Annotated in this window: 24 protein-coding genes and 1 tRNA gene; 18 read left to right on the forward strand and 7 right to left on the reverse strand. The window is 61.8% G+C overall.

What is annotated here, in order from left to right; translation table 11 throughout:
- The first annotated feature begins 328 nt into the window (after window positions 1-328).
- The 4 genes from FJ319_03825 (at window position 329) to FJ319_03840 (ending at window position 2546) form a co-directional block, all read left to right on the forward strand.
- Window positions 329-405: transfer RNA gene (locus FJ319_03825), tRNA-Ile, on the forward strand.
- Between the two features lie 118 nt (window positions 406-523).
- Complete coding sequence (locus tag FJ319_03830; protein MBM3933422.1) at window positions 524-811, forward strand: hypothetical protein; 288 nt, start codon at window positions 524-526, stop codon at window positions 809-811.
- A gap of 74 nt (window positions 812-885) precedes the next feature.
- Window positions 886-1260, forward strand: coding sequence for a DUF2200 domain-containing protein (locus FJ319_03835; protein ID MBM3933423.1), 375 nt, complete (start codon window positions 886-888; stop codon window positions 1258-1260).
- Between the two features lie 65 nt (window positions 1261-1325).
- Window positions 1326-2546: a Gfo/Idh/MocA family oxidoreductase gene (locus FJ319_03840; GenBank protein MBM3933424.1), complete on the forward strand. Its 1221-nt coding sequence runs from the start codon at window positions 1326-1328 to the stop codon at window positions 2544-2546.
- A gap of 131 nt (window positions 2547-2677) precedes the next feature.
- Here the strand turns inward: FJ319_03840 and folE are convergent, their stop codons facing one another.
- Genes folE through FJ319_03855 form a run of 3 tightly spaced genes read right to left on the reverse strand, consistent with a single transcriptional unit; the run spans window position 2678 to window position 4564 of the window.
- Complete coding sequence (folE, locus tag FJ319_03845; protein ID MBM3933425.1) at window positions 2678-3337, reverse strand: GTP cyclohydrolase I FolE; 660 nt, start codon at window positions 3335-3337, stop codon at window positions 2678-2680.
- Window positions 3338-3377: 40 nt separating this feature from the next.
- Window positions 3378-3779 (reverse strand): 6-carboxytetrahydropterin synthase, encoded by a 402-nt coding sequence (locus tag FJ319_03850; protein MBM3933426.1) that lies wholly within the window; start codon window positions 3777-3779, stop codon window positions 3378-3380.
- 20 nt (window positions 3780-3799) lie between these two features.
- The gene (locus FJ319_03855; GenBank protein ID MBM3933427.1) at window positions 3800-4564 is read right to left on the reverse strand and encodes an SDR family oxidoreductase; all 765 of its coding nucleotides are present in this window, start codon (window positions 4562-4564) and stop codon (window positions 3800-3802) included.
- A gap of 308 nt (window positions 4565-4872) precedes the next feature.
- On the opposite strand from FJ319_03855, the gene FJ319_03860 reads away from it, so the two are divergent.
- The 6 genes from FJ319_03860 (at window position 4873) to FJ319_03885 (ending at window position 10507) form a co-directional block, all read left to right on the forward strand.
- Window positions 4873-5871, forward strand: coding sequence for a PstS family phosphate ABC transporter substrate-binding protein (locus FJ319_03860; GenBank protein MBM3933428.1), 999 nt, complete (start codon window positions 4873-4875; stop codon window positions 5869-5871).
- A 151-nt stretch (window positions 5872-6022) separates the two neighbouring features.
- Window positions 6023-6946, forward strand: coding sequence for a phosphate ABC transporter permease subunit PstC (gene pstC / locus FJ319_03865; protein MBM3933429.1), 924 nt, complete (start codon window positions 6023-6025; stop codon window positions 6944-6946).
- A gap of 1 nt (window position 6947) precedes the next feature.
- Window positions 6948-7844 carry a phosphate ABC transporter permease PstA gene (gene pstA / locus FJ319_03870; GenBank protein MBM3933430.1) on the forward strand — a complete coding sequence of 299 codons (897 nt, stop codon included), beginning with the start codon at window positions 6948-6950 and terminating at the stop codon, window positions 7842-7844.
- Complete coding sequence (gene pstB, locus FJ319_03875; GenBank protein ID MBM3933431.1) at window positions 7837-8616, forward strand: phosphate ABC transporter ATP-binding protein; 780 nt, start codon at window positions 7837-7839, stop codon at window positions 8614-8616. Before pstA ends, pstB begins: the two co-directional genes overlap by 8 nt.
- An 18-nt stretch (window positions 8617-8634) precedes the next feature.
- Complete coding sequence (gene phoU, locus FJ319_03880) at window positions 8635-9300, forward strand: phosphate signaling complex protein PhoU (GenBank protein ID MBM3933432.1); 666 nt, start codon at window positions 8635-8637, stop codon at window positions 9298-9300.
- A gap of 256 nt (window positions 9301-9556) precedes the next feature.
- Complete coding sequence (locus tag FJ319_03885) at window positions 9557-10507, forward strand: dihydrodipicolinate synthase family protein (protein ID MBM3933433.1); 951 nt, start codon at window positions 9557-9559, stop codon at window positions 10505-10507.
- A 58-nt stretch (window positions 10508-10565) separates the two neighbouring features.
- Here FJ319_03885 and nhaA read toward each other — a convergent pair whose 3' ends face one another.
- Together nhaA and FJ319_03895 are read right to left on the reverse strand one after the other, a co-directional pair.
- A complete protein-coding gene (gene nhaA, locus FJ319_03890; protein ID MBM3933434.1) occupies window positions 10566-12020 on the reverse strand; it encodes a Na+/H+ antiporter NhaA in 1455 nt (484 codons plus the stop codon).
- Between the two features lie 38 nt (window positions 12021-12058).
- On the reverse strand, window positions 12059-12727 hold the full coding sequence (locus tag FJ319_03895; protein ID MBM3933435.1) for an aspartate/glutamate racemase family protein: 669 nt from the start codon (window positions 12725-12727) through the stop codon (window positions 12059-12061).
- A 112-nt stretch (window positions 12728-12839) separates the two neighbouring features.
- Here FJ319_03895 and FJ319_03900 point away from each other — a divergent pair, with 112 nt between their 5' ends.
- Genes FJ319_03900 through FJ319_03910 form a run of 3 tightly spaced genes read left to right on the forward strand, consistent with a single transcriptional unit; the run spans window position 12840 to window position 15192 of the window.
- Entirely contained in the window at window positions 12840-13910 is a 1071-nt protein-coding gene (locus tag FJ319_03900; GenBank protein MBM3933436.1) for a hypothetical protein, read from the forward strand.
- 6 nt (window positions 13911-13916) lie between these two features.
- Complete coding sequence (locus tag FJ319_03905; GenBank protein MBM3933437.1) at window positions 13917-14300, forward strand: hypothetical protein; 384 nt, start codon at window positions 13917-13919, stop codon at window positions 14298-14300.
- A gap of 46 nt (window positions 14301-14346) precedes the next feature.
- The gene (locus FJ319_03910; GenBank protein ID MBM3933438.1) at window positions 14347-15192 is read left to right on the forward strand and encodes a class II fructose-bisphosphate aldolase; all 846 of its coding nucleotides are present in this window, start codon (window positions 14347-14349) and stop codon (window positions 15190-15192) included.
- Window positions 15193-15240: 48 nt separating this feature from the next.
- On the opposite strand, the gene FJ319_03915 is transcribed toward FJ319_03910, so the two are convergent.
- The gene (locus tag FJ319_03915) at window positions 15241-16794 is read right to left on the reverse strand and encodes a hypothetical protein (protein MBM3933439.1); all 1554 of its coding nucleotides are present in this window, start codon (window positions 16792-16794) and stop codon (window positions 15241-15243) included.
- Window positions 16795-16940: 146 nt separating this feature from the next.
- Here FJ319_03915 and FJ319_03920 point away from each other — a divergent pair, with 146 nt between their 5' ends.
- A complete protein-coding gene (locus FJ319_03920; protein ID MBM3933440.1) occupies window positions 16941-18422 on the forward strand; it encodes a hypothetical protein in 1482 nt (493 codons plus the stop codon).
- Between the two features lie 60 nt (window positions 18423-18482).
- Here the strand turns inward: FJ319_03920 and recN are convergent, their stop codons facing one another.
- Window positions 18483-22220, reverse strand: coding sequence for a DNA repair protein RecN (gene recN / locus FJ319_03925; GenBank protein MBM3933441.1), 3738 nt, complete (start codon window positions 22218-22220; stop codon window positions 18483-18485).
- A gap of 205 nt (window positions 22221-22425) precedes the next feature.
- Here recN and FJ319_03930 point away from each other — a divergent pair, with 205 nt between their 5' ends.
- From FJ319_03930 to FJ319_03945, 4 genes are all read left to right on the forward strand, one after another.
- On the forward strand, window positions 22426-23115 hold the full coding sequence (locus FJ319_03930) for a phosphoribosyltransferase (protein MBM3933442.1): 690 nt from the start codon (window positions 22426-22428) through the stop codon (window positions 23113-23115).
- Between the two features lie 200 nt (window positions 23116-23315).
- The gene (locus tag FJ319_03935) at window positions 23316-23732 is read left to right on the forward strand and encodes a CBS domain-containing protein (GenBank protein ID MBM3933443.1); all 417 of its coding nucleotides are present in this window, start codon (window positions 23316-23318) and stop codon (window positions 23730-23732) included.
- A 39-nt stretch (window positions 23733-23771) separates the two neighbouring features.
- A complete protein-coding gene (locus tag FJ319_03940; GenBank protein MBM3933444.1) occupies window positions 23772-24980 on the forward strand; it encodes a hypothetical protein in 1209 nt (402 codons plus the stop codon).
- Between the two features lie 19 nt (window positions 24981-24999).
- The gene (locus tag FJ319_03945; GenBank protein MBM3933445.1) at window positions 25000-25755 is read left to right on the forward strand and encodes a PRC-barrel domain containing protein; all 756 of its coding nucleotides are present in this window, start codon (window positions 25000-25002) and stop codon (window positions 25753-25755) included.
- Window positions 25756-25776: the final 21 nt, after the last annotated feature.

Raw genomic sequence — 25776 nt, forward strand, 5'->3', positions numbered from 1 at the left:
GACCTTTCTCATCCCCAATCTTCACTCGGTGAGCAGCCAAAACCCGAAGCGCAGGAGTCTCCCACCGGAATTCAACCGAAACCTCGGGCGAGAGGACTCAGTCCCTATCCGGCTAAGTCCACCGCCCATAAGCCGGCTGCAGACCACCCATGGAGACGAACCGTACTGACAAAATCACTGCACCCTAAACACTGACAGATTCACTGCCCCTTGACAGAGTGGCTACATAATGCAGGGAACGGGGCCAGGTTGATTGACACTGCCGGTCGCCCGCAGATATAATTCTTTCGTTGTTCAACTGTCGACCCTCGTTTTCGTTTCACCTCATGGGCCAATAGCTCAGCTGGTTAGAGCGCAGTCCTGATAAGACTGAGGTCCCTGGTTCGAGTCCAGGTTGGCCCACCACTCCGCACCTCGAAACTCTTCCCACCACTCACCGTCTTTTTCTGCCTCGTCAAGTCTTCCCGACACCCACACATGCGGCTATACTAGCCATTATCCCCTCTCGCAGCAGCCTGGACCAATGGCATACGGCATTGTGCACCATTTCCCCGGCGGTACAAAGGCGCAGTACGACGCGGTAATCAACGCTGTCCACCCGGCCGGCGGACGCCTCCCGGAAGGTCAGATCTTTCATGCGGCCGGCCCATCGGCGGGCGGCTGGACGATTATGGCGGTCCACGAATCGAAGGCCAGCTGGGAGAGCTTCCGCGAGAAGGTTCTCTTGCCCCGGATGACGGCTAGGATCAAGGGTGGGTTTGCCACGCCTCCCCAGGAGACCGAGATGGAGCTCTACAATCTTGTGAAGTAGGCCGGGCGAGCTGAGGCCGATGAATCGGCCCTACGGCCCGGCTCACTCAACAACTCTATCATGGCATGGCTGGTATGAAGAATTCGACCGACAATTCAACAAGACCCAGAGTCTACTCGTACACCTTCGCCAGCGTGTACCCTCTGTACATCGCAAAGGCCGAGAAGAAGGGACGGACGAAGGCGGAAGTGGATGAGGTTATTCGCTGGCTGACGGGCTACACCCAGGGACAGATCGAGTCCCAGATTGCAAAGAAGTCGGACCTCGAGTCTTTCTACGCAGAAGCGCCCCTGCTCAACGAGTCCAGGTCCATGATCAAGGGCGTGATCTGCGGCGTTCGGCTTGAGGAAATCCAGGAGCCCACGATGCGGGAGATCCGTTACCTGGACAAGATTATCGACGAGCTGGCCAGGGGCAGGCCCATGGAAAAGATTCTCCGGAAGCCGTAGGCCGCCCCGGCACACAATGCTGCCCTGCCGTATAATCTCCGCAACTTCACCCTGCGGAGGCGGCAATGGCAATACGAATCGGCGTTTGTGGCGCCGGCGCGTTCGCACAGCAGTTCATCCCACTGTTCAAGGCGCATCCACGCGTCTCCGAAGTCCTGGTCGCCGACATCCTGCCTGACCGCGCCAGCGCTACTGCCGAGAAGTTCGGAATCAAACGACCGCTCTCCTCGCTCGACGATCTGTGCCGAAGCGACCTTGATGCTATCGCGCTCTTCACGCAGCGCCAGCTCCACGGCCCGCAGGCGGTGCAGGCGCTCAGGGCCGGCAAGCACGTCTACAGCGCCGTGCCGATGGGGCAGACCCTGGAGGAGGTCCGGGCCATCGTCCAGGCGGTCGAACAGACGCGCCTGGTGTACATGACCGGTGAGACGAGCTACTACTACCCCGCCGCGGTCTACTGCCGCGACCGCTTCCGCAAGGGTGACTTCGGCGCGTTCGTGTATGGCGAGGGGCAGTACCTGCACGATATGTCGCACTTCTACCAGTCGTTCATGCGCTCCGGCGGCGCGGACTGGAAGAAGGTCGCCGGTATTCCTCCCATGCACTATCCCACCCACAGCTCCAGCATGGTGCTCTCCGTCACCGGCGCCCGGGCCACCCAGGTCTCCTGCATGGGTTACGTGGACAACCACGAAGACGCCATCTTCCGGAGGGGCGCTAACCACTGGGACAATATCTTCAGCAACGAGTCGGCCCTCATGCGCACGTCCGATGGAGGCATGCTGCGGATCAACGAGTTCCGCAGGGTAGGGTGGAAGGGAATGTCGTCCGTGCAGACGAGCATCTTCGGGACGAAGGGGTGCTACGAGGAGCAGGCCAACGCGCAGGCGTGGGTGACGGTTGACCCAAAGCAGACCGAGGACCTCACGAACCTCCTCCGCGCGTCCGAGTCGCACGGCGGCAAGCCGGCGGCTGACGTGAACCCGGAGGTGTGGAAGGAGTTCCACATGAACACTGCGAAGGTCCACAAGACGGGCAGGCTGCCGAAGGAGCTCAAGGGGCTTCCGAACGGCCACGCAGGCTCGCACCAGTTCCTCGTGGACGATTTCGTGAAGGCCGTGGCCGCGAACAGGCTGCCGCCAAACAACGTCTGGGACTCGGCCCGGTACCTCGTGCCGGGGCTGGTGGCACACCAGTCGGCCGTCGCAGGGGGCAGGCTCATGTACATCCCTGACCTGGGCAGTCCGGCGAAGCACTGGGCGATGCTGGACCCGGACGTGGAGTGAGGGCAACGGCTGTTGTGCCTTCGTTCCTCTCCTGACGCGGGGGTAGGCCACCGTGCCGGCCCGGCTGTTAGGCTCGACAGACCTCGCATTTAGATCCGGTCCCCGCCCGCGGGGCGTCAATGGACGGCGGATCAGGTGGTGTGGTTGCTGGTCCGCAGGCGCAGGTATTCCAGGAACTTCACCTCAAGCTGCGGCTTGTCGATGAAGATGCCCCGACGGCCAGTGGTGACCGTGCTGCTGGCGCGCTGCTCCACGCCGCGCTGAATCATGCAGTAGTGGACCGCCTGCAGCACCACGATCACGCCCAGCGGCTGGAGGTGGTGGTCGATAGCGTTGGCGATCTGCTGCGTCATTCGCTCCTGGATCTGGAGCCGCCGCGAAAAGAGCGTGACGACCCTCGAGAGCTTCGACAAGCCCGTAATGATCTTGCTCTCCGGGTTGGGAATATAGGCTATGCGCGCCACGCCCCGGAACGGCGCGATGTGGTGCTCGCAGGTGGACGTGAACTCGATGTCGTTGACGATGATCATATCGTCTGAGCCGACGGGGTAGTCGTGCTCATCGAGCTGGAAGATGACGTTCAGGTGCTCTTCGGGGTCGCCGTTGTTCCCTTCGGTATACGTCAGGAGCGCCTCCGCCCAGCGCTCGGGCGTCCGGTCCAGCCCTTCGCGCTCAGGGTCTTCTCCCAGTATGGTGAGCACCTCCCTGAGCAATGGGGCGAGCTTTTCGACCCTCCCGGACCTTTCAATAAGCTTTTCGTACTTTTCCATGGTCTTGTTGTTCACTGCCATTTCGTTTCTCGCGCCAGCGGGACGGTGAAGAAAGCGGCGTTCAGGCACGATACGTGGCGTAACTGGACGGCGTCTCCCAGAGGCGCACCTCGGTGAGGCGAAGCCCTTGCGACGCTGCCTGTTCGTAGACCAGCCTAGCAATGTTCTCCGCCGTGGGGTTCTCGTCGATCAGATAGAGCGGCTCACCTAGCTCCGCCAGCGCGGGGATCACCCGGTCGCGGCGGCAGAGGATCATCTTGTGGTCCAGGTTCGCGTCCACCCAGCCTTTCACGATGTCCCGGATGTCCCCAAAGTCCATCACCATGCCCATTTCGTCCAGCGCGTCACGCTCCACGTCCACCTCCAGGCGGCCGTTGTGGCCGTGCAGGTAGCGGCACTTGCCCTTGTGGCCGATCAGGCGGTGGCCGTAGCAGAAATCGATTGTCTTTGTCGCGCCGTGCAGCGGCATCTGTCTCCTATGGTCTAGCCGATCGTTCCCGTCCCCAGGATATGCCGGCCTGCGTCTACCCTGATGATTTCGCCCGTGATCGTCTCGCTCTTGAGAAGCGCAATCACAAGCTCCGCAATCTCGTCCGGTGATGATTCTCTCTTGAGCGGCGTCCGGGCGGCGAGATGCCGTGCCCACTCCTCCTCCGACATGGAGTCAGGGCGCATCATTGGGCCGGGGGCGATTGCGTTCACGAGAATTCCTCGCTCCGCGAGCTCGGCAGCGAACGTCTTCGTGAGGGAATGCACCGCGGCCTTGCCGGTAAGGTATGGCAGATAGTCCCGGTACGGCGTCTCGCCGGCCGCCCAGTCGCCGAAGAAAAGCATGTGGCCGCGCGTGGGCGGCGCGTTCTGCATCATCGCGCGCGCCGCGTTGACCGCCAGCAGGTAGGTGCCCTTCGCAGTCGCCATCCCCCTGTCCCACGCCTCGCCGTCAAGGGCGTCGAAAGGCGTTCTCGGGAAGTCCGAGGCGAGGTTCACAACGAACGAGATGCTCCCAAGCTCCTTGATTGTCCTTGCCACCAGCCGTTTGGCGTCCTCTTCAATGGTAAGGTCGCCCTGGACGACGCATGCTTTGGCTGTGAGCTTCGCAACAGAGGCCCGCAGCTCCTCTGCCTCGTCGCGAGAGGAGCGGTACACGATGGCCAGGTTTATCCCTTCCTGCGCCATCCTGTGGGCGACGAGGCTTCCAATGCGCTTGGTGCCAACGACAATTGCGTTCCGGCCGGAGAGGGAGAACATAGAACCTCCTGCACTTGGCGAGCTTGTGGAAAATCGCCTCAATCATATCGGATGCACAGGTTTGTTGATAGGTGCAACGACGATGCCGTTTGTTCATCAAGTGCTAATCGCCCCTTAACTGTCCGTTAAAGGTCCATTAACAAAGGGGGTATAGCCTGAGATCAGAGGAGACGAGCCCTCCCCGCAGGCGGCCCAGGAGCTTCGAAAGCCCGTGGTAGCCTGGTGTTAACGGAATGTTAACGAGGCTTTAACAGAGCGTTAATGTGAGTCAACTAAACTTGGAGTTCAACAGGAGAGAACGAAAAGTGATCAATAGACTTAACAGGTTTCTCAGAGTCCTCGGAGTAGCGGCCCTGGCGGCAACAGCCCTCGGCGCGGTTGCCTGCTCGAGCGGCACAGACCCAACCCCAGCGCCCTCTGCAACGCAGCCAATTTCCGGGACAACCCCGCGCTCGGGCGCGCCCGCTGCCCACTCCCTCCGTGGCACGATCGAGATCGACGGCTCCAGCACCGTGTTCCCGATCACCGAGGCGGTTGCGGAGGAGTTCCGAAGGGAGCAGCGCAACGTCCAGGTGAACGTGGGCGTGTCCGGCACAGGAGGCGGCTTCAAGCGATTCGCCGCCGGCGAGACGGCCATCTCCGACGCTTCCAGGCCGATCAAGCAGTCCGAGGCGGACGAGGCGAAGAAGAACGGTATTGAGTTCGTCGAGCTTGAAATCGCAATCGACGGACTGTCTGTGATCGTAAACCCGCAGAACGACTGGGTTGACTGCCTCACCAAGGCAGAGCTCAAGAAGATCTGGGAGCCCACTTCCACTATCAAGAACTGGAAGGAGGTTCGGGCCGGGTTCCCTGACAGGCCCCTCAACCTCTATGGCCCGGGCACAGACTCCGGCACATTCGACTACTTCACCGAAGTCATAAACGGCGCCGTGCAGGCCAGCAGGGCCGACTACACGGCATCCGAGGACGACAACACGCTCGTGCAGGGCATCTCCGGCGACAGGAACGCCCTCGGGTACTTCGGTTATGCGTACTTCGAAGAGAACGCTGGCAAGCTCAAGCTGGTGTCTATCGATAGCGGCAAGGGCTGCGTGACCCCCACCACCGACACTATAGCGAACGGTACCTACAGCCCTCTTTCGAGGCCTCTTTACATATATGTGAGCAAGGCCGCGCTGGCCAAGGCCGAAGTCAAGGCATTCGTGGAGTTCTACATGCGAAACGGCGCTGACCTTTCTTCCGAGGTTGGGTACATCCCGCTGAGCGACGCCAAGTACCAGCAGGGCATCGACGCGGTGAAATAGCAATCGTGAACAGCTTCCCAAGCCGGAAAACGCTTGTATAAATGAATTGGGCGGCGACGGGCAAGAACCGTCGCCGCCCCGGCCTGTTCGAAACCTCCAACGGAGATAGAGATTGGACCGAGGACTCGCAAGAAGAAGGGATGTGAGGGCCATGCCGCCGGCGCGGACCATCGGGGTGCAGTCGCCGGCGCGCAGGCGGCGCATCTACCTTGAAGGGCTCGCCTTCAAGTGGCTCTTCTTCGGCTGTGCAATCCTATCCATCTTCGTGACCGTCGGCATCGTTATCAGCCTGCTTTCGCAGGCCGTTGGCTTTTTCGGTGAAGTCTCTTTGTGGGAGTTCCTGACCGGCACCCGGTGGACGCCCATCCTGCAGCCCCGGTCCTACGGCGTGCTTCCCCTCGTGGCCGGGACGCTGCTCGTCTCAGCCATCGCCGGCATTGTCGCCGTCCCCATGGGGACGGCAATCGCTATCTACATGTCCGAGTTCGCGGCAGACCGCGTGCGGCGCATTCTCAAGCCCGTGCTCGAGGTTCTCGCCGGCGTGCCTACTGTAGTCTACGGCTTCTTCGCGCTTACGTTCGTCACCCCTCTGCTGCAGAAGGTCTTCCCGGATATGCTCGTGTTCAACGCCCTTAGCGCCGGCGTGGTGATGGGGCTAATGATCATCCCGATGATATCGTCGCTGAGCGAGGACGCTATGCTCGCCGTGCCGCGCTCACTCCGCGAAGGGGCGTTTGCCCTGGGGTCGACCCGGCTGGAGGTCTCTCTGCGCGTCGTCTTCCCCGCGGCGCTTTCCGGCATCATCGCATCCTTCATCCTCGGCGCGTCCCGCGCTATCGGCGAGACGATGCTGGTGACCATCGCCGCCGGCGCAACTCCGAAGCTCACCGCCAACCCGCTGGAGAGCGTTCAGACAATGACGGCATACATAGTGCAGCTCAGCCTGGGTGAGACGCCGCACGGGTCGCTGGAATACAACACCATCTTCGCGGTCGGTCTTTTGCTGTTCGTAATGACGCTCGGCATGAACTTCATGGGCGCGTACATTGTGCGCCGCTGGGGAAACAGGTACTAGCATGAGCCAGGCAACTACCCCTGCACCCCAAGAAGTATTCAGCAGGCGGCTCCCTTTCAGGAAGTCGATGGGGAAGGGCGCCTACGTCGTCTTCATCCTAACCTTTATCGCAGGGATCTTCGGCCTGGTGACGCTCCTCGCCCAGGTGCTCATCCAGGGATGGGACTGGCTGACACCGGGACTGATATTCAATTACCCATCGCGCTTCCCGTCCCAGGCCGGCCTGCGGTCCGCCCTTATGGGCACAGTGTGGGTAATGAGTATCACAGCGGGGTTCAGCATCCCCATCGGTATCGGCGCGGCGATATACCTTGAGGAGTACGCGCCCAAGAACTGGCTGACCCGCCTGATTGAGGTCAACATATCCAACCTGGCAGGGGTGCCATCGATCATCTACGGCCTGCTCGGCCTCGCCCTCTTTGTCCAGTGGCTCGCGCTCGGCCGCAGCGTGCTCGCCGGGGCGCTCACGATGACGCTGCTTATACTGCCGATCATCATCCTCGCATCCCGCGAGGCGATACGCGCCGTTCCGCGCACATACCGGGAGGCGGCATACGCGCTTGGCGCGACGCACTGGCAGGTGGACAAGAGCGTGACGCTGCCGGCGGCCTTTCCGGGCATTCTTACCGGCATCATCCTGGGCATGTCGCGCGCCATCGGCGAGTCCGCACCCATGATAGCCATCAGCGCGCTCGTATACCTCACCTTCGTCCCTTCCAGCCCCATGGACAGGTTCACCGTCCTGCCGATCCAGATCTTCAACTGGATCTCCCGGCCGCAGGAAGACTTCCGCAGCCTCGCGGCAGCGGGCATCGTCGTCCTCCTCGTCATCCTGCTTTCGATGAACGGAATTGCCATATACCTTCGCAACCGCTTCCAGAAGAGGTCCCATGACTAGCGAAAAGCCGTCCGCCAGGTTCAAGGCAGATAACCTGAACTTTTACTACGGCACCTTCAAGGCGCTGAAAAACATCAGCCTGGAGGTGAAGCGCAACAAGGTCACGGCGCTGATAGGCCCATCCGGCTGCGGCAAGAGCACGTTTCTCCGCTGCTTCAACCGGATGAACGACCTCATCCCGCACACGAGAGTAGAAGGCAATATCCTGTTCGACGGAAACGATCTTTACGGCCCCACCGTCGACCCGGTGGAGATTCGCTCTCGCATCGGCATGGTCTTCCAGAAGCCGAACCCGTTTCCTAAGTCGATCTTCGACAACGTCGCGTTCGGCCTCAAGATCAACGGCTACAAGGGAGACCACAAGGAGGCGGTTGAGCGGTCGCTTCGCCGCGCCGCCCTGTGGAACGAGGTGAAGGACCGGCTGAACAAGAGCGCGTACGCCCTCTCCGGCGGACAGCAGCAGCGCCTGTGCATCGCCAGGGCCCTGGCGGTGGAGCCGGAGGTGATACTCATGGACGAACCAGCCTCTGCGCTCGACCCCATCGCCACACTCGCGATTGAGGAGTTGATTCGCGACCTGGTGCGGGATGTTACTATACTCATCGTTACGCACAACATGCAGCAGGCGGCGCGTGTTTCTGACGAGACGGCCTTTCTGATGGTAGGCGAGGACCGGGCAGGATACCTGGTCGAACACGGGGACACCGGTCAGATCTTCACGAACCCCAGGGACGAAAAGACGGAAGCGTACATAACCGGGCGTTTCAGCTAGCGACGGAAAGGTAATCAGATGCCCAGACTCGATTTCGACCGCAGCCTCAGGATCCTTCAGGACGAGCTTCTCGCGCTCGGCAGTATGGTCGAGAAGGCCGTCATCAACTCCGTCGACTCCCTGAAGAGGCGCGACCTTGAGCTGTCCCGCCAGGTGGTGCAGCAGGACGACGTCATCGACAAGATGCGGTACGAAATCGAGGAGAAGTGCATCGACCTTATCGCCAAGCAGCAGCCCTTCGCGCAGGACCTGCGCACTGTAATCGCCACCTTGCACATCGCGGTGGAGCTTGAGCGCATGGGCGACTATGCAGAGGGCATCGCCAAGATCAGCCTGCTCATGGGCGACCAGGCGCCACTCAAGCCGCTCATAGACATTCCCCGCATGGCGGACAAGGCTACGAAGATGCTCCGCCGGGCGCTGGACGCGCTCGTCAACCGGGACGTCGTCGCCGCCAAGGTGGTCTGCAACGACGACGACGAGGTGGACGCGCTCTACGACCAGGTATACCGGGAGCTGCTCACCTTCATGATCCAGGACCCCAAGACCATCCAGCGCGCAACGTACCTGCTGTGGGTAGCGCACGACCTCGAGCGCACGGCGGACCGCGCGACGAACATCGCCGAGCGCGTGATCTACCTCGTCACCGGCAAGCTTGTGGAGCTAAACGTCGGCAAGGGCTAGACCCGCACCCGCAAGATGTAATGGTTTATGTGGGGGCGCACAGCAGTGCGCCCTTCCTTGTTAACAGCGGTCATAATCGTAGGCAGAGAACGGGCGTAGGGGCGGCGGACGCCCGTGAGATGACGACAATGTAAAATGTGTTCGATTGCTTTCTCGTGTAGTCTGCAACTGCGGCAAACGCGAACACGCCGACATCGCATGTTATAATACGTCGGCTCATAACCGCCATAACATAGAGTCACCAGGAGGATTTCGTTTGGACAAGAAGAACCTGCGCGGCCTGCTCAGAGGGCCGATGGTCGCTGTGCCCACTCCTTTCAAAGAGGACTTCTCCCTCGACCTTGCCACGGCCAAAGAGAACATCAAGTTCATGATCAACGGCGGCGTTGTGACCGGCGACGGCGCTCTGCTGGTCGGCGCGGCCGGCGGCGAGTTCCCCACGATGAGCGTGGAGGAGCGCAAGGCCGTCATGACCGCGTCCGTGGAGGCCGCGGCAGGGAAAGTGCCCGTTCTCAGCACCATCCAGCACACCGACTACCGCGCGATCATCGAGATGGCCCAGCACGCCTCAAAGGCCGGCGTGACCGCCGTCCAACTGGGTCCGACGTATTATTACGAGTCCACGGACCACGACGTTTACAACCTCTTCAAGCTCGTGACCGACAATTCCGATGTGCCGCTCATGATCTACCACACCTGGTGGAGCGGCTTCACAATGAGCCAGGACCTCCTGGACAAACTCATAGCGTTGCCGACGACCGGGGCAGTGAAGTGGTCCCACCGCGGCATGGGCGAGTACCGCGACGGCATCCTGGCGATGAAGGACAGGATCGCCGTCATCGACAACGCCGGATACCAAGTGCTGGCGCACATGTACGGCTCGCGCGCGTTCGTGACGCACCTCAGCGCCTTCTGGCCGCAGTACCCGCTCAAGCTATGGCGGCAGATGGAGGCGAAGGATTACGACGGCCTGAACGCCACGCTGGCGATGTTCAAGTGGAAGTGGTCGAAGTGGGTTGGCAAGGTGGTGGAGTACACCGGTGGCGAGGGCCCCTTCATCAAGGCGGCGATGGAAGAGGTTGGCCTGAAGGCCGGCCCGCCGCGCCCGCCGTCAGCCCGCCCGACGCCCGAGCTGATCGCGGAGCTCCGCGCGCTGCTCAAGGAGGCCGGCGCTCCCACAGCGAAGGCCAGAGCGAAGGCGAAGTAGCCTCTTCGGCCCGGAAATACAAGAGGGGCGGCCATGCGGCCGCCCCTCTTGTATTTCCCTAGTGCCCGGTAACGACATGCTCTTCGTACCGGCGCCCGCGCGTCGTAAACATCAGGAAGGCGTATCCGATGACACCGGCGATTAGCGAGGCCGCCAGGATGCCCATCTTGGACTCGTCCACCAGAGCCTGGTCAGTGAAAGCCAGTCCATTGATAAACAGGGCCACCGTGAAGCCTATTCCGGCAATCATTCCCATCCCGAGCATCTGGCTCCAGGTAACACTCGTCGGCAGCGACCCGATTCTCAGCTTTACGGCCAGGAACGAGAACAGGAAGATACCTACCGGCTTACCAATCACCAACCCAAGCACCACCCCAAAGGTCGCCGAGCTGGTGAGAGCCGCATCCAGGGCGTCGCTGCTCAGCACTATGCCCGCGTTCCCAAGAGCAAATATCGGGAGGATGAGATAGTTTGACCACGGCGCAAGGCTGCGCTCAAGCCTCTCTACGGGCGCTTCCGTGCTAACGGTAGTCTCCTCGATTGCGCCAAGCGCGTCCTCCATATCCTGGTGGTCGTCCCGGGCTGCGGCGCCCTTGAACTTGGCCATCAGGCTCTCCATCCGCCGAGTAAACAGCTCTGTGGAAAGGTAGGGCCGGGCAGGGGTGAGGACGCCAAGGATCACGCCCGCAATCGTCGCATGCACGCCGGTGGCAAACACGGCCAGCCAGAAGACTGCACCGACTAGCACGTAGCCCGGTATGGCCCGGAAGCCGAGCCGGTTCATGGCCACGATGATCGCGAGGACTACACCCGCCACGCCGAGCGCCGCGAGTGACAGGCCCTCGGTATAGAAGACAGCGATTACGAGAATCGCCCCAATGTCGTCCACGATCGCCAGGGCCAGGAGTATTACCCGCAGCTCGGAGGGTATGCGGTTACCGAGAAGTGTCAACACCCCCAGCGCGAACGCAATGTCCGTCGCCATCGGTATGCCCCAGCCGCTGAACGCCGCGCTGCCGCCGTTGAGCGCCATGTAGATGCCCGCCGGCACGACCATCCCTCCAAGAGCGGCGATTGCGGGCAACGCCGCGCTTTTGGGGTTCGCCAGCTTGCCGGCGACTAGCTCATGCTTGACTTCAAGACCAACGAGGAAGAAGAAAATGGTCATGAGCGCGTCATTCACCCAGTGGTGAATGGACTCTGAGACCGTGATCACGACCAGGTCGACGGTGACCTTCGTTTCCCAGAAGTGGAAGTACGTGTCTTTCCACGGGGAGTTCGCCCAGGCAAGCGCCGCCACGGTGGCGACCATTAATACTGCAGAATAACGACCCGCGGTGTAAATGAACTGCTGGACGGGGAGGAGGACCTGCCGGGCGATGAATGTGCTCTGCGCGCCGACGGCCCCCCTGCTACGGTATGGAACGCTCATGTTGCTCGTTGGCACCTCGGACATGGGGTGGGTATGGCATGGGTGCCGCATGAAAAGCGGCATATCCGATGATACCAACATCGGGGCATAATGAATACAGTCTGTCGATTACGCCCTGGCTACTTCAGCTTAGCAACGGTCTCCTTCAGGCGCTGGACGCCAAGGCGTGGGCTGGAGCAGATTGGCACCTTCTTCTCCTCAGGCGCAAGCTGCCCGGCCACCCGGGCCATCGACGCCTGCGCCAGCACAATTACGTCCACCCGCTCCATAAGCTCCTTGAGGTGTTCTTTAACTATGCGGTCATGCGTGGCCATATCGCCCTTGCCGAGCGCCTCGAACGCGCCTTTGCACAGTAGCGTGTCCACAACGACCGGCTTACCCTGCAGGCGCGCCCTCTCCTGGACCAGGTCCGATGTGGGCTTGAGGGTGGTGTACAACGTGGCAATCACTCCAACGTGCCGCCCAAGGCGGACCGCCTCGTCAGCCATCGCCTCGTCCACCTTCAGGAATGGGACGTGCAGCATCTCGCTCGCCTTCGCGACCATGGGAGATACGGACGAGCAGGTCAGCATCACCGCCTCGGCGCCGGACTCCTCAGCGAACGAGGCCAGCTTGCCCAGTCGCGCCGCCCTTTCCGGCGTCAGCTCGCCGGTGGCGATGACGTCCTTGAGCAGCCCCTCGTCCACGAGGTGGATCACCTCGGTGTCCGGCATAAGCTCGGCTGCGAGCTCCTTGAACATCGGGACAACGCCCGCAACCGTGTGGACCATTCCGACCTTCTTCGCCATGTGCTCACCTCCGTCGAAGCTCTTCCGCGCTGATGCTTCGATTGCTTCAAAGAGTATAGAAACGATGGGAATCCGGTCAATGGGCCGGCGGTAGAAGGTCGCACGCGGGCTGATGTATCATGGGTCAACGATCCGGGCGTCGCGGCCGCCTTGCCATGGTGACGATTTGACGCTCCCGAAGCTCTCGCTTCAACAGACCCTGGGCGACCTCCCGCCGGAATGGCCGGAAAGCCCGCTACCGGCAATCCGCTCAATTAACGATACTAGGCGCGAAAAGCTCGTTGTTCTGGACGACGACCCGACCGGCACCCAGACGGTCCACGACGTGCCCGTGCTCGCGTCATGGGATACAGGGACCCTCGCGAGCGAGCTTTCGAACAGCCTGCCGGCGTTCTACGTCCTCTCCAACACGAGGGCAATGCACGAAGCCGAGGCGTGTGACGTGACGGCCGAAATAGGGCGAAACCTCGCAGAGGCCTGGCGGCGCACAGGAAAGCGCGTCACGGTCGTGAGCCGCGGCGACTCCACCCTCCGCGGCCACTTCCCGGCGGAGACAGACGCAATTGCGGCCGCGACCGGCCAGGACTCTGCGCCGAGGGTGCTCATCCCGTTCTTCCTCGAGGGCGGGCGTTACACCATAGGCAACGTCCACTATGTGGCCGACAGCGATGTTCTTACCCCGGCCGGGCAGACCGATTTTGCCAGGGATGCAACCTTCGGGTACGAGTCCTCCAACCTGGCAGTTTGGGTGCAGGAGAAGACCGGCGGGCGGGTGCCGGCAGGTGAGGTGGTAGCGATCACCCACAACGATATTCGGAGGAGTGGCCCTGACATGGTGGCGGCAATCGCGGGCGGGCTCGCGCCGGGCGCGGTGTGCGTCGTAAACGCGGCTTCGATGCGCGACCTTGAAGTTGTGACGCTCGGCCTGCTCAAGGCTAAGGGCGCAGGCGGCCGGTTCATATCCCGCACTGCCGCGTCCTTCGTGCGGGCTCGGCTAGGCCAGGAAGGCAGGGCGCTGCTCACCAAATCGGAACTGGGCATAGCCGGCGGCGGCGGCGCACTGGTGATCGTCGGTTCGCACGTACCGAAGACGACGGCGCAGCTGAATCACCTGCTGGCGAATTCGGCAACAAAGGCCGTGGAGGTCGACGTGCCGGCCCTGCTGACGGGCGCAAAATCATAGCGCGAGGTGCGGCGGGGCGCTGCGGCGGCGGCCGCCGCGCTTGCACACGGCGACGTTGTCATCTACACGAAGCGCGAGGTGGTCCTGGGCAACTCCGCGGACGAGAGCCTGGCGCTGAGCAGGCTCGTCTCCGACGGCCTGGTACAGATGGTAGAGCGCATTGAAGGGCGACCTCGATATATCATCGCCAAGGGCGGAATCACGTCAAGCGACATAGCCACGCGCGCGCTGGGCGTCCGCCGTGCTGTCGCGCCCGGCCAGGTGCTCCCCGGCGTCCCTGTGTGGCGGCTCGGCCCCGAAAGCCGGTACCCCGGTCTGGCCTACGTGGTCTTCCCCGGCAACGTCGGCGGTCCGGATGCCCTCACGCGCGTCGTAAGGGCGCTGGCATGAAGTCCAGGCTACGCTGCAGCGACATCTCTTCCCAGGCAGAAAGACTATGCTAACCCCAACCCACAAACTGCTTCGTGCCGCAGACGCGGCCGGGTACGCCGTCGGCGCGTTCAACGTGTACAACCTTGAGGGCGTGCTCGCCGTTGTCGCCGCCGCGGAGGCGGAGCGCAGCCCCGCGATGCTGCAAGTGCACCCATCGTCGCTCGCCCACGGCGGCAAGGCGCTCGTGGCGATGTGCGTCGCCGCAGCACAGAACGCCCGCGTGCCGATGTCCGTCCACCTCGACCACAGCTCTTCGGCCGCCGATATCGGTTCGGCGCTGGAGGCGGGGATGCCGTCGGTGATGGCGGACGGGTCCCACCTTGAGTACGCCGCGAACGTGGCGTTCACGAAAGAGATGGCCGCCCTGGTCCACGCACGCGGCGGGTCAGTGGAGGCGGAGCTCGGTCGCCTTACCGGCACGGAGGACGACATGACAACGCCAGAGAACCTCTCGAAGCTGACCGACCCGGCGCAAGCCGCCCGGTTCGTTATCGACACAGGAATCGACGCGCTGGCTGTCTGCATCGGCAACGTGCACGGCAAATATCGAGGCGAGCCCAGCCTGGACTTTGACCGGCTTGGCGCAATTCGCGCGGCCACGCCAGTGCCGCTGGTGCTTCACGGAGCTTCCGGGCTGCCGGAGGGGATGATCGCGCGTTCGATCAAGCTGAGAGCGCGGAAGTTCAACGTGAACACGGAGGTCCGGGAGGCGTACGTGGCGTCTCTCCGCAACAGCGTGGGGGGCAAGGAATCGCCGGACCTTTTGAAGCTCATGAAGGGCGCGGTGGAGGCTATGCAGGAGGTAGTGGCCGGTAAGATCCGGATGTTCGGGTCGGCAGGAAGGGCGTAGAGACCCGTCACCACCTTTGTCATCCTTCGATGCCGCTCAGGATCACAATTACTCAAACCAGAAGCTGTACATCTCCGCGTTCTCCATCCAGAAGTGCAGCCGGACGGACTTGCCCTTGAAAGCGTCGAAGTTTGCGTGCCCGTTCCACTCGAACACGTGTGATGTGTTGTCCCCGGCAAACGGCTTCATGTCCTCGAAGTTCCACCCCTCGAACCAGTTGCCGTCCTGAACGCCGTTCCCATCGCGCACGGCCACAAGAATGCGGCCGCCCGGCGCAGTCTTGGCGTTTATGCGAAGCTTCCCGCCGGGGCACAGCAGCGGCTTCGTCAGCATGTAGCCGGGGTGCTCCGACTCTCCCAGAGTGCCAAGGGAAACGAAGCCATCCTTACGTATCGTCGCCAGGCAGAAGTTGCCGTATGTGCCGGGCATCGTTGTGTGGAGCAGCGAGCTGCCGCTGTAGTAAATGTAGACCTCTTCGCCCATCTCTATCATGCCCTGGCAGCCGATGATCATGCCCCTGTCGTAGGCCGACTCTTTCGCCCACGGCCCGTTCACGATGAATATGGGCCTTCTGGGGTGCCGATCCCACGTCTTGCCGTCTCGGCTCCAGGCGAGCTGGACATCGATTTGAAGGTTCTTTTCCACGTGGCCGTGGCGCCACAGGCGGCTGCCGTTCTTGTACCCTGCGTTGGCCGCGTAGAATGAGCAAAACATGCCCAAATACAAGCCGCCGTACTTGCTGACGACGAAGTCGTACAGGGCGGGCGGGTCCATCTCGTCCATGTCCAGGATGACCTCAGGCTGCGTCCATGACACCAGGTCTCTACTCTCCGAGTACGCGAATTTCCGCGACTCGTGTGCGTTGACCGTGGCGCGGCGGTACATCATGAAAACGTCGCGGTCCTCGTTATGGACGACGTTCACGAAAGTGTCGTTGCGACCGGCAAAGACGGGGCTGGCTGGATCAGGGGTCCAGTGAATGCCGTCTTCGCTCCATGCCAGGTCGTCCGCCATTCCGTGCTTCATGCCGGGGTTGAACTTCTGCCGGGAGGCGGAATAGACCATTGCGTAGCGACCCTTGTGCCGCATTCGCTCAGGAAGCGGAATGACGCTCCCGCCGCTGCCGTATGAGAGGTTGTTTGTGGGCTGGATGACGCTGTTGTCCTTCGACCCCTTCCACTCCACGATGCCCAGTGATGGCGCATACCACTTCACGCCGTCCGTGGACTCCCAGTAAGTCTGGACATTGCTGTCCCAGACCGGGAGGTAGGTGTCGATCGTCATCGCGACCATTCGCAGCTTGTCCCCCGGGGCGTCCTGCCAGACGGAGCCCCACATCGCCGGTACGCGATAGCGGTTTTCTTTGTCAGTAGGCTCGCTGGGGATGAGAGGGTTATTCGGATGCTTCTTCGGCTGGTGGACGACGCGGAACATGTTCCATGTGCTGTCCACGACATGCCTGTCCATCAGGAGCTGGCGGCGGTTGCCTACGTCCACGGGCCTGGATGGAATAATGTTATGCGAGCCTTCGATAAGAAACTGGCGCATCGAGTAATTGAAGTAGGGTGCGCCGTCAAGCTTCGGAAGAGACACATCGGGCATGGATGACTCCTGAGCGAATCACATTTGGGTCGCCTCAAGTATACGCGTCCGATAGCTACGCTTCAATGCGATTGTAGACATGCAGCGCTCCGGGCGTTAGGATTCTGCATGCCGTCAACTAACGTGAAATCCCTCGGAGAAGCAGTATGCGAATTGGCGTTAAGCCCGCCAGCACCATTGCGACAGCCTGCGCTGTCTCCACATTTCTCCTGATCGCCGGAGGAATGTATTTCCTGTTCAAAGGCGATTTCGTCCCCGTGGAAGGCTACTGGGGGATACGCGGACATCCCGCATGGAACGGTCTCTGGTGCATCGGGTTGGGATACGTCATGGCCACCAGGAAGCCCGATAACGTCCTCGGCTGGCTTTTTTGCACTGCGGCGGTGCTTTGCGGGCTACAGTTCCTCATTGAAGAGTATGCCTTCTACTCCAATCTGGTCGCTCCGGGCGCCATGCCGTTCCAGGAGCTTAGCGCCGGTGTGCAGGGCTGGGTGTGGCTGTTCCTCGTTGGAATCGTAGTGAATAACCTGGTGTTGTTGTTCCCGACCGGGAGCCCTCTCTCCAGGAGATGGGCGGTGCTGCTGTTCGTGTCGCCGATTGCAGCACTTATCACCATTGTGGGAGTCCACTTTGCCCCAGGGCCGCTCGAGAATCTCTCAACCATTCAGAATCCCTATGGCGTGGAGGACAACCCCTTTCTGACTGGCGCGTTCTACCTGGGTTTCGGACTTATCTCGGCAACAATGCTGGCGAGTGCGGCTTCCACCGTGGTGCGGTTTCGCCGCGCAAAGGGGATTGAGCGCCAGCAGATGAAGTGGTTCACGTTTGCCGGGTTCATTGTGCTGGTGGCAGTCGTGGCAGCCGTAACTATCGGAGCTACGGGCGCCGATGATGCTGACATCCCTCCAATCGTGCCCGCACTAACGATTCTGGCCGCGACGGGCATGTATGCCGCGACTGCAATGGCTATCCTTCGCTACCGGCTGTACGACATCGACATGGTGATCAACCGGACGATGGTGTATGTGCCGCTGACGGCGATTCTGGCAGGGGTATACATCGCGGGAATCGGAGTCGCCAAGGCGGTCTTCTCGAACTTGACCGGGATGACATCTGACGCTGCGGTAGCATTCGCAACGCTTGTTGTGACCGCGCTATTCACACCGCTTCGGAACAGTCTTCAGGGGATGGTGGACCGCCGCTTCAAGGAGCCGAGCGAGCCCGACAAAATGCTGAACAAGTACGAGAAGGCGCTGCAGGCCGTATTGCATGTCCACGATCGCGGCGCTGTAACGAAGCGCTTTATGGACGAGGCAGTCAAGGCGTTCGGCGCGCAGTCCGCTGCCGTTCATTTACTTAACGGGACGGCGATGGCGACGGCGTGCGAATTCGGGACTTCTCACACCCCTGTACTGACGGTCCCGAAAAAGGCAAACGGCGCCTTTGTCGGATCGCTCACCCTGGGTGCGCGGGCAAATGGTGGGCCGTACACGCAGCAAAACGTCGCATCGCTGGAACGGGCCGCCGGCACGGTCGGGCGCGCGCTCCTGCTGTCGGGCGGCGTCCCGGCGAGCACTCAGAACCAGCCTGTTTTGACGGGCCATCCCGAACAGGCGTCTCCAACGTGAAAAGAACAGGGCGGGCAATTTGGGCCGCCCTGTTTCCTGGTCAGCCGGTCGGGGAGACGGTCACTTCCACTCCATGACGACCAGGTCCCATATGCGCAGCACAGGGACGGTGAAGCTGATCGTCTTCGCGTCTTCCTTCAGGTCTGCGATCGAGACCTGGTCCGGGTCCGTCGTGAGGATGTTGATGGACTTGAGCGACTTGCCCTTCGGCTTCCGCACCGTAGCGGTGATGCCCTCCACCCGGCGAACGAAGCCGAGCGCGAGGTTCGGCATGTACTCGTTCTGGTAGGACATCTGGTTTTCATTTTGATGGATCTCGAAATTGATCAGGTGGAGCAGGGTAGCGCCGTTGCCCGCCGTTTCCGTGACATTGATGATTGTCGTGTGAGGTGCGTCGACCTTCAGCTGCCAGTCGCCTCTGAGGGCGTAGTCCATTGCCTCCTGGAACTTGGCCACCACCTGCGGCAGGCCTGTCTTCCAGAAGTCCTCATCGGCGGGGCCGGTGATAAAGGCAGCGCGGCCCTTCCCGTACTCGTGCTTCACAACGGCGTCCGCCTTTTGGCCATAGTGCACGCCGAAGACCTTCGCCAAGGCGAAGTCCTGCCTGGCCCTGTACTTCTCGTCGTAGAGCGAAGTCACGTTCGTGGCGACGATACTGCCGCCGTTCTCGACGTACTTCGTGACTGCCGCCGCCTGCTCGTCGCTCATACAGGCCGAATTCGGCAGCACCACAACCCGGTAGCCGTGGTCGCCTCTTACAAGGTCCTCGTCCAGCACCACGTTGTACGGCAGGTGCATCTCTACCAGCGCCTGAGAGAAGCCCTGCACGTTCATCGGAAGCTCAGCCTTCTCCTTGCCGCCGCTAAGGGACATCGCGGCGTGGTCCGGCAGGTACCAGTTGATTGTGGGCATGGAGATGTGCATCGCCACGTCCGCAACCGGCTTGACCTCGGCGAAGTACTGCGGGTGCTGCTGGAGGAACTGGTAGTGCTGGCGTATGGCAGCAGACTTTTCTTTCTCGCGCGACAGCCCGGCTGCCATGATGTGGTGCGTCGCGCCGTTGAACGCCGATGCCTCTGCCAGTCCGACGCGCATCTGGTCCGGCGTGTACGAGCCTGGCTTGTTCATCCTGTACCAGGTCGGCGTGTCCTTGAGTCGAGAGCCGTACTTCCAGTCGGTCACGGCGTGGATAGCGCGCGGCGTGCCGCCGGAGGGTGTGGCCTCCATCCTTGGGGCGCCGCTGCGCTCCAGGAGAAGCAGGTCCACCTTGTCCGCGATCATGTTTGTGGCCGAGCCCTTTGCGCCGCCGCCGCCGGCCCAGGGCGGCGCGACGTTGGGGTAGACGAGCAGGTCCGGCTTCTGCGAATGGGCGTACTTGACGAGAATGTCCATTGCGTCAGTGAAGTACTTGTCGCGGAAGTTGATGAATGCCTGCCAAATGGGGTCGTCCCAGTCCGGCGTAACCGGTAGCTCGCACTCCCAGCCGATCGCCTGCTTCGCGTACTCGCGGAACTTCACGGCGCAGACCTTGCAGTAGCACGCCCAGCCGCTGGACGCGCCCTCCTCCTTGGAGCCCTTTAGCTCGCGTGGAATAAAGCAGTTATCGTAGAAGAGCGCGTCCGGCTTGTACTCCAGCGCCTTCCTGATCATCTCGTTCCGGTATTCCAGCCAGCCGGGGTTATTGAGGCAGCCCATATACCTGTCCGGAGCTCCGCTGTAGAGCGCGGGCTTGCCGTTGGCGTAGGTCATGATCCACTCTCTGGACTCCGGACGCTCGTACCACATCGTCTTCCAGTTGATGTTGGTGAACTTCATGTAGAAGCTCACCATCAGGCCGCGCTTGTGCGCATTTTCCACAAACGCGGGCAGCAGCCGCCAGTTCCAGCGCTCCTTTTCCTCGCCGGAGGTGCCGGTGAAGCTGGTGAGGATCAGGCTCGCGTCGATTTCCTTCGCGACGTCGAGCGCCGCATCGCCGTAGCTGTTAACGTCGTCCTTGATGTAGCGGTGGCTTATGACCGTAATCGGAGTCTTCGCTGTTGCAATCGTCTTTGTCGCCATGCAGGCCTCCTGCCGATTTTGTAGCAACGTAGCACCGGCATTACCGGGTGTCAACGGGCGTGGCCCCCGCTTCCATTCCGCCGCCAGGGCCAGCATTTCCTTTGCGCTGTCCCGTGTGGCCTGACCTGTGTAGCCGATCATCCGGCTTATCTCTTTCACGCGTTCCGCGCCGGTCACGCGGTCCGCCCCAAAGACCGTCCTGCCGGCCTCCTGGTATTTCGCCACCATCACGTGGTTGTCCGCGAAAGCCGCAATCTGAGGCAGGTGGGTCACACAGACCACCTGGCGCCGCCGAGAGAGCTCCCATAGCTTCTTCCCGACTGCGAAGCCCGCGGCCCCGCCTATGCCGGCGTCAATCTCGTCAAACACGAGCGAAGACATGCGGTCCGCTTCGGCGATGCTGACCCTGAAGGCCAGCATGAGCCTGGAGGTCTCTCCGCCTGAGGCGATCCTGGCTACCGGCTGGACGGGCTCACCCGGGTTGGCGGATATAAGGAACTCTACCTTGTCTATCCCCGTTGAAGAGAGCCCGCCGAAGCGCTCTACCTGGATTTCCACCCTGGCGCCGGCCATCTCAAGCGCGGCAAGCTCGGCCTGCACGACGCTGCCGAGGCGCTGCGCACCTGCTGCACGCCGGCCTGAAAGGTTCTCTGCGATGGCTATTGCTTCCGAGAGCAAAACGCTCTCACGCCCCCTGAGCTCCCCGGTCCTTTGCTCGCGCCCCTCAAGGGACGCCAGCTCTTCTGAAGCCTTCTGCGCGAATGTGATCACGTCCTCAACGGTATCGCCGTATTTCCGTTTCAGGTTGTTGATCAGGTCTAACCGCTCCTCGATCTCGCTCAGCCGCGCCGGGTTGTACTCGGTCCCATCCCTGTACGACCGTACGGAGCGGGCAAGGTCCTCCGCCTGGAACATGAGCGACTCCGCGCTCTCGCGCAGAGGCCTCACGGAGGGGTCGATCTCCTCAATCTGTCCCAGCAGCCTGGCGGCCTTGCGCAGTGACTCAACAACGGCTGCCCCGGAATTTCCGAGCAGCGCATGCGCTTCCCCTGAAAGTGAGATTAGCCGGCGCGCGTTGCTGACGATTGCATGCTCCTGCGCCAGCCTCTCATCTTCGCCGGGTGAGAGCTTCGCCCCCTGTATTTCGCCGAGCTGGTATTCAAGCAGGCCGACGCGCCGCGCAACTTCCCTGGAGCTCATGTCCATGTCGGCTATCTTCTTGCGGACCGCCAGAAGCTCGGAGAATTTCCGCGCCACGGCCGAACGAAGTTCCCACAGCCCTGCGTAGCGGTCAAGGATGTCGATGTGCTCGGCCACGCGCATGAGGGACAGGTGCTGTCCCTGCCCGTGGATGTCCACGCGGCGCTCGCCCAGCCTTTTCAGGGTAGCCAATGGGGTTATCCGACCGTTAAGGCGGGAGACGCTCCGCCCGTCGGCTGAGATTTCACGCGAGACGATGATCTCTTCTTCCACGTCCCCGAACCCCATGTCACCAACCGCGGCCTCCACCGCAGGGCGAATGTCACCCCCAACGCTGATGACCGCTTCGAGCCGCGCTTTCCCCGCGCCGGCCCTCACCATACCGCCGTCGGCCTTCGCCCCAAGCAGCAGGCCAATGGCATCCACAATAATCGACTTGCCCGCGCCGGTCTCCCCGGTCAGCACTGTAAACCCTTCGCCGGGCTCAAGCTCGGCGCTCCCGATGATGGCGAAGTCCCTTATTGTGAGCAGCTTCAACATATATATACCGGCCGATTTCTAGTAGCGAATTATGTCAAAGACGAGCGTGTAAGAGCGAGGGTGCGACGCCTAGGCGTAATTGATTAACTCGCGAGAGGTACTACTCTGCTAATCCTCGGGGTGATATCTCTACCCCAATCGGGTGGTGAATAGGTGATGGCATACCGATATTGTGAGCGCACCAAACCGACTCAGGAGAACGCCCATGACGCTACTCTTTCGGGACCGTGAGGAGGCAGGCCGGGTTCTTGGAGACAGACTGGTGGAAATGGGAGTTCCCAATCGTGAAGAGGTGATAGTTCTCGGGCTACCCAATGGGGGAGTGCCGGTTGCCTACGAAGTCGCGAGGGAGCTCGGCTGCCAACTGGACATAATTCTCGTACGCAAACTTGGAGTCCCCGGAAACGACGATCTCGCTATGGGCGCGGTAGCGCTCGGAGGTATGAGGGTCATATATGACCCTGTTGTCCGCCGGCTAGACCTCGATGAGTCCGTCATAGACAGGGTGACCCAGGATGAGATGGAAGAGATTGAGAGGCGCGAACAGGACTACCGCCGCAACCTTCCCCCGGCGGACCTGAAGGGCAGAACAGTAGTGATTGTGGACGACGGCCTAGCAACGGGCTCAACAATGAAGGTGGCGATAAACGTGGCCCGGCGGGAACAGCCCCGCCGGGTTTTTGTTGCGGTCCCAGTAGGAACAGCAGACGCAGTGGACGAGCTGCAAGCCTACGCCGATGACGTTGTTTGCCTCCACACGCCGGAGCCGTTCATCTCCATTGGCAACTGGTACCAGGACTTCCACCAGGTGCCGGACGAAAACGTGAGGCGCCTTCTGGATACCGCGGCGCGCTCAAACGGGCTTCTGTCACCGGCGGAAGTCTACCTGGGCTGAGGACTTGCAAGTTCGGCTACCCAATGGCCTTTCGTGGTACGCGGAGATAATCCGCTTGTTAGGCCATGCTTAACTCTTAACGGCGATTTCCGCAGTCGCGCAATCGTATACGTTGAAATTGGCCCAACTGCTCGTGCAGAGTCGTCGGGTACTCCGGCTTCGCCTCTTGGCGGAGTTTAGAAGATGAGGGGAGGAGCACCATGGCACAGACCGTAGGCGAGATCATGACGACCGACGTTGTTACGGTGCAGTTCGAAGCTACCGTACTTGAAGCGGCGCAGCTCATGCGCGACGAGGACATCGGCGACGTGGTGGTCATGCAGGACGACAAGACGGTCGGCATCCTGACCGACCGAGACATCGTCGTCAGGGTCGTGGCGGAGGGTAAGGATTTCAACACTACTGTGAGCGAGATCGCGAGCCACAGCCTCACGACCGTCTCTTCCGAGACCGATATTGACGATGCGATCGACCTGATGGGCGATGAGGCGATCCGCCTCCTGCCTGTGGTGGACAACGGCAGGCTGGTCGGCATCCTCTCGCTCGGCGACCTCGCGATCGATGAGGACGAGACCTCGGCCCTCAGCGAGATAAGCACGGCCCCTCCCAACAACTAGGGGCCTCCCGGGTGCTCTGCACCCGAAGGAGTTTTGCCGATGCGTCCAACGGTCAGGCTGGGCCGCATAGCCGGGATCGAGATCGGGGTACATATCACCTGGCTCGGCGCGTTTTTCGTGATTACCTGGTCGCTGGCCGGGGCGCTTTACCCTGCGACCTTTCCGGAGTGGAACCCCGTCACGTACTGGGCAGCAGGAGCGGTTACGACGCTCCTGCTGTTTGCGTCCGTGCTTGTGCACGAGCTGGCCCACCCATTTGTGGCCCTTGGCCGGGGCCTGCCCGTTGACAGCATCACGCTTTTCATTTTCGGCGGCGTGAGCAACCTCAGGGCAGACGCGCGAAAAGCGTCGGACGAGCTGCTCATAGCCGCCGCCGGCCCGGCCACCAGCATGGTCCTTGCGGTCCTCTTCTGGAGCGTTTCGACGCTCGACGCCGAGGGCCTCGGCCTTACCGCGGAGCGCAACCCGGTGTGGGCCGCGGTGGCCCTGAGGCTCGCTGTGATTAATGCCCTAGTGGCGGCCTTCAACATGCTGCCGGGCTTTCCACTGGATGGAGGCCGGGTCCTGCGTTCCGGCGTCTGGGCGGCCACGGGCAGCCTCGTCAAGGCCACAAACGTGGCCACGGCGCTGGGACAGCTCTGCGGCTGGGCCCTGATGGCGCTGGGTGTGTACTACATCGTCTGGCTGGACAGCATTTTCGGCGGGGTATGGATCGCAGCCACCGGCTGGCTTATCAGCGCTGCCGCGGCGGGCGCCAGGCAGGAGATGGCAGCGCTGCAAATGTTCCGGCAGGTCAGGGCCAGCGACATGGTGCGCGCCGGCCGCCGCTGGCCCACGCCGTGGCTACCACTCGACCACGCCATCTCCCGCTGGCTCATCACAGAGGGCGCCAGAGTGGCGCCCGTGGAAGATGGCGGAGCGCCCGCTGGGCTGCTGACGATGGACGCCGTGAAGGAGGTGCCGCCGCGAGTGCGGCCATTCCGCTGCGTGGCCGACGTACTGACGGCAGAGCCGATGCCGATTGCCTCGCCGGAAGACGACCTTGCCGGAATCGTGGACGACATGGACCGCACGAACGTGCCTTACGTGATCGTCGCCGAAGAAGGGCACCTCCTGGACATCATCGACCGGTCCAGAGCGGTGACGTACCTGAAGCAGGCCAGGGAGTTAGGCCTCGTAGTTGAAGGCGGCGAGGAGGCGACGTCCCGCCTCGGGACGGGTCCACAAGCAGAGCGCAACAGAGTCTAGATGGGGAGGTGGAGGAGCAATGTATCGCAGCCTGAAGAGCCTGAAGAACTACAAGATTATCGGCGCGGACGATGAAATCGGGAAGCTGAAGGACTTCCTCTTCGAGGCGGAGACCTGGAAGATCAGGTATCTGGTCGCAGAGCCCGGATCATGGCTCTCCAACGACGAGGTGCAGCTTGCAACCACTGCCATAGACAAGCCGGACTGGGACACGAAGACATTCCATGCCGCCCTCACCAGGGACCTCGTGCGCAGCGCCCCAAACATCGACTTTGAGAAGCCCGTCAGCGTTGAAATGGAGCGCAGTCTTCACACGCACTACAACTGGCCGCTCTACTACAGCCACGGCGGCGGTATTCCTTCAGCCGCGCGCGACCCCATGGCTACAACGGAGGATATCGTAGCCACGGAGCCGACGACGTTCCCGACGGGCGCCACGTACCAACTTCACAGCGCCATGAAGACTATCGGCTTTGCCGCCAAGGCGCGCGAGGGCGACATCGGCAGCATCGACGACATCATAATCGATGACGAGCTCTGGCAAATCCGGTATCTCGTGGTGGAAACCGCGGCCTGGGTGTCCGGCAAGAATATACTGGTCTGGCCGGAGTGGGCGGACCGAGTCGGCTGGCAAGACGAGGCCGTGTTCCTGGATATGTACCAGGAGCACGTACGCAATAGCCCGGAATACGACCCGGATGCGCCCGTGAACCGGGAGTACGAGGAGCGCCTGTACGACTTCCACGGCAAGCGCCGCTACTGGAAGGACAGGTAGCAGAAAGGGATCCCGCACAAG

The sequence above is a fragment of the SAR202 cluster bacterium genome, from assembly GCA_016872355.1.
Classification (GTDB): Bacteria; Chloroflexota; Dehalococcoidia; order Lucifugimonadales; family VGZY01; genus VGZY01.